Annotated in this window: 3 protein-coding genes; all 3 read right to left on the bottom strand. The window is 46.2% G+C overall.

Annotated features, from left to right (window positions below; all coding sequences use genetic code 11):
* Positions 1–216 precede the first annotated feature (216 nt).
* Positions 217–2,391 (bottom strand): type I DNA topoisomerase, encoded by a 2,175-nt coding sequence (gene topA, locus AACT52_RS10340; protein ID WP_073636616.1) that lies wholly within the window; start codon positions 2,389–2,391, stop codon positions 217–219.
* A 494-nt stretch (positions 2,392–2,885) separates the two neighbouring features.
* Positions 2,886–4,007 carry an ATP-binding protein gene (locus AACT52_RS10335; RefSeq protein WP_073636615.1) on the bottom strand — a complete coding sequence of 374 codons (1,122 nt, stop codon included), beginning with the start codon at positions 4,005–4,007 and terminating at the stop codon, positions 2,886–2,888.
* Between the two features lie 2 nt (positions 4,008–4,009).
* Positions 4,010–4,414 (bottom strand): WD40 repeat domain-containing protein (locus AACT52_RS10330; protein ID WP_443216703.1); only part of this gene is annotated, 405 nt, incomplete at its 5' end.

Raw genomic sequence — 4,414 nt, 5'->3', positions numbered from 1 at the left:
ATGAACCACAGATGGACACAGATGGACACAGATAAATAATTACTTCATTCAATTAAGTTGCGCTATAAATCTTCAACAGAAAGGTTACTGGAGATGAGGCGAGTAAGCAGGGATGCCTGTTTCAATAAGTGCATTGTTTGACGCATGCTAAAAGCTCTTTCTGCTTTTCATTGCCCCTATTTAAAATTTACTTTATTATTAATAACAGGTAGTGGGTTAACACTTCAACTCCCCAAACTTGGGACTCCACCACCCTTTTGCAGTGGTAAAATAAGCGACATCCTTATGTTTCTGGTCATTTCGGGACTTAGAATCGGAACAGCGAAGCATTTTCTTACTCTGTCCGTCTTTCGTATAACTGTACTCTTCCAGAGGTTTCTTACACACAGGACAAAAATATGTCGTTACCTTGACTGGAGGCTTCGCGGAATTTCCTGATTTGGCTGCTTGAGAACGAGGTGCTTCCCAAGTCTTAGTGCGATCGCTCCAAAACAGGACGGTATCTTCACACCCACTAAGACATTTGAGAAAGTATTTCTTTGTAACTTTATTGCTGGGAATTTTCGCTAAGTAATTCTTACACTCAGGGCAACGAGTTCTGGAAGTCTGATATTTGCGTTCAGCTACAGGAGATACTTTCGCCCCATTTGATGAACTGACAACTGAGTTGACAACGACAGTTTTTGCTTTTGCCAAAGCTGGTGCAAAATAATTCTGGTTCCAATTTGTCAGGTAGTGCTGCCAAGGCTGTTTCCCTGAAGCAATTGCGTCTAAGGCATCTTCCATCTTTGCCGTAAATTCTGTTTGCAACAAATCTGGTAATGCCTTCTGTAAAAAAGCATCAACTTCTAGCCCTAAAGTTGTCGGCTGTAGATTTTCTTTTGTCAGCTGGACATAACTTCGTTTCTTAAGCGTCGCAATTGTGGGAGAATAAGTACTAGGACGACCAATGCCTTTACGCTCCATCAGTTGTACCAGTTTTGGTTCGCTGTAGCGGGGTGGCGGCTGGGTCTTTTTCTTCTCGTGACCTGCATTCTCCAAAGTCAGCATTTGCCCTTGTTGCAAGTTTGGTAGGATTGTATCCTTGCTGAGGTTCGACCAGTACCGGGCATAACCGTAAAACTCTATGACTTGTCCTCTGGCTTGCCAAAGAATTTGACCAGACTGAGTGATGACGAGAGTTTTCCGGAGTTGGGCTGGGCGACATTGGGAGGCGATCGCCCGTTTCCAAATCAAGACATACAAGTTAAACTCGTCCGCAGAAAGTTGTACTCGCAATTCAGTTGAAGGACGAAACACATCCGTTGGTCGGATTGCTTCATGAGCTTCCTGAGCCGTTTTATTGCTACGATGTTTGGCAACAGAAGGCGGTACATTCTGCGGATCATTCTGCTCTAACCACTTGCGGGCACTCGCGCAGAACTCTGGACTCAGCATAACTGAATCTGTGCGCATATATGTAATTAACCCCGCCTCATACAACTTTTGAGCCACCTGCATGGTTTTTTCAGGAGCAAATTTCAACCTCGAACCAGCAGCTTGCTGAAGAGTAGAAGTGATAAACGGTGGAGGTGGTTGGCGGTTGGCGATTTTCCCCTCGTATTGGACAACTTGGTGAGGATAGCGTTTCGCTTCCTCAACTAAGCGTGTTGCTTCTGCTTCCGAAAGAACGCGAGTAGATTCGGTGACTTCTGTGCTGTTAACTGCCGCGTCATCATGAACTTCAGCTTCCTGTGGTGCTTCTGACGGCGTATCCACCTTACCTTTGTAGAAAGCGCGGAATCCTTCAGCATAATCAACCCAGACACTCCAATAATCTTGGGGGACAAAAGACGCAATTTCCCTCTCGCGCTGGCAAATCAGGTGCAGCGTCGCACTTTGAACGCGTCCGACACTCTTCGCGCCATTATTCAACGCCCAAACAAGCGGGCTTCCCTTGTAACCGACGAGTTTGTCAAGACAGTCGCGGCACAATCCTGCTCCTACCAGATTGAGGTCAAGTTGTCTAGGATTGGCGATCGCACTTTTAACCGCAGACTCAGTAATCTCAGTGTAGACGACTCGTTTCGGTTGCTTCAAACCCAAAGCTTCCTTAAGATGCCAAGCGATCGTTTCTCCTTCCCGATCTGGATCAGTCGCTAAGACAACTTCCTTGACTTGCCGAACCGCAGCCTTAAGTTGAGCGATCGTTTCCTTTGCTTGCTGGTTGCGGGGTACATAGCGACATTGTACACTACTGCCATCCAGGGTAAAACCCAGCGAATCCTCACCTTCATCGCTGAGTTCTCGAATGTGACCGCAACTAGCACGAACAATCCACTCCGAACCCAGAATTTGACTGAGCTTTTTGACTTTACCGGGGGATTCGACCACTAGAAGGCGTTTAGGCATAGCACCTTATTTTTGGATGCAATCTACACAGTAGGCTCTTAGTTTTTTATAGTACACTTGTTTTGAGTTTCGTTATCTGGTTTGATTGGTTAAATCTCTTCAAAACTCAATCTTTTGGAAAATCAAACCACAGATGCACACCGATTAACACTAGTTAGTTATCTGTGTCCATCTGTGTCCATCTCTGGTTCTAAATATCTATTAAGTAAGCGGACATAATGAAACGTAGGATGTGTTAGGCGCAGCCGTAACGCATCAATTCCTTAAACAGCATGGGTTACGCGATGGGCTAAGCCCCGCCAAAGGCGATCGCGCTTCCCATCCTACTACTCGATATAACAGTTTTCATTTGGATGCAGTACACTTTAACCCCACCCCTTACCCCTCCCCTTGCTAAGGGGAGGGGAGGTTTTGGCGTTAGCCAAAGCCGGGGTGAGGTTCCTTTGTATATTTCAACGAAGTGAGAAGCGCGATAATTCCTAATCTGTAAATCATTACGGGTTACTAATTTGTTTAGCCAGCCAAACCCGAAAGTTGGAATGATATAAGCTGTAAGTGGTTTCTTTGCCGACGCCCTGCTGTAGGAACTCAAGCCAATTTTCTAGAATTTCCGCCACATCATATTCATCTTCATGAATTATTTGGGTAATCGCTTTTGCTGACATTCCTCCGGTTTCCGCAGAAGTCAGCACACCAAGCACTTGCAACGCAACATCAGACAAACCCTCACCTTTTATCTTCTGCCAATGCTGCTGGTAATATGCTTTTAAACCTGGGGGGATTCTATCAAATTCGTAGGGTGCGGAGTAAAAACCCTCAGCAATGGCATTCAAAATATGGTGCAGATACATAAAATTATTTTCGCTTTCCGTAGTGAGGCGTGCAATCAATTCTTCCTCACGTATATGTGAACTATCCCCACTTTCTACTCCCCTCTCTGCTTGCGGAGAGGGGCTGGGGGTGAGGTACTGCCGAATGTATGCTTGCACATCTTCCCGATTTTGTTCTGGATATTCCGATAAATCAAGAATTTGCGATGGTGCTTCAATCAACAAACCAGATTTTTCTCTTTTGAAAGGACGGCGTGTGAGAATAAAATAGACCCCATCCGGCAGATATCTGGGAAGATAAAACAGATTTGTACCTGGGGGTTGGACTGTACGGTCAATCGCGTCTAAGGCATCAATAGCAATTATCAGGCGTTGATGGGGTTCTAGGCGATCGCTAATTTTCTGGAGTAGCAGCGAAAGAAACCAACTTCCCTCTGTGGCGTTGTCAGGTATTGGCTGTAGAGACGTTTCATGAAACGTCTCTACAAGGTAGATGCAAACTGTTTTGAGAAATTCCTCAGCCCGATTTTTGCCCTCAACTTGGGCATTGTAATAAACAACATTACTGTTTTTCGTCGCATACTTGGCGAGGATAGCACTTTTACCGCTACCGGGTACACCAACAATGGTGAAGTAACCCCGCTTGTGACGGTGGAGAAATTCGCTGATGGCGGTGAAGACAAAAGGGCGATCGCTAAAATTTTGGCTTTTTTCGAGAATGACTTGTTGAAATTGGGTTGGATAGGAGGCGGTATTGATGGGGGCTTGGGAAGGTGGGGTGTTCATGGTTACGCCTCGATGCCTTCCAAGCGGAGGAAATGCAAGCGTCCGGATGCTTGACCTGCTACAATTGTTACGCTATCTGGGGCAACGGCGCAGCATTTGATTTCACTTTCCCCTGTGAAACTGGCGATTTCTTTCCTAGAATGCAAATCCCAGGCTTTGAGTGTAGAGTCACGCGAACCAGAAATCACGTACTTGCCATCCGGGGTGACGGCGACTGCATTCACCGAGTCACCATGACCGCCGAGAGTAAACTTTACTTCACCAGAGTGCAAATCCCAGACCTTGAGTGTAGAGTCACGCGAACCAGAAATCACGTACTTGCTATCCGGGGTGACGGCGACTGCATTCACCGAGTCACCATGACCGCCGAGAGTAAACTTTACTTCACCAGAGTGCAAATCCCAGAC

Source organism: Scytonema sp. HK-05 (assembly GCF_963872035.1).
GTDB lineage: Bacteria > Cyanobacteriota > Cyanobacteriia > Cyanobacteriales > Nostocaceae > Kalymmatonema.
The sequence above is the reverse complement of the archived record's forward strand: the minus strand, read 5'-3'. Positions and strand labels throughout refer to the sequence as shown.

What these genes read in the sequence shown, in the direction of transcription:
- AACT52_RS10335 (WP_073636615.1), bottom strand. Translation starts at nt 4,007, where the DNA reads ATGAACACCCCACCTTCCCAAGCCCCCATCAATACCGCCTCCTATCCA.
- topA (WP_073636616.1), bottom strand. Translation starts at nt 2,391, where the DNA reads ATGCCTAAACGCCTTCTAGTGGTCGAATCCCCCGGTAAAGTCAAAAAG.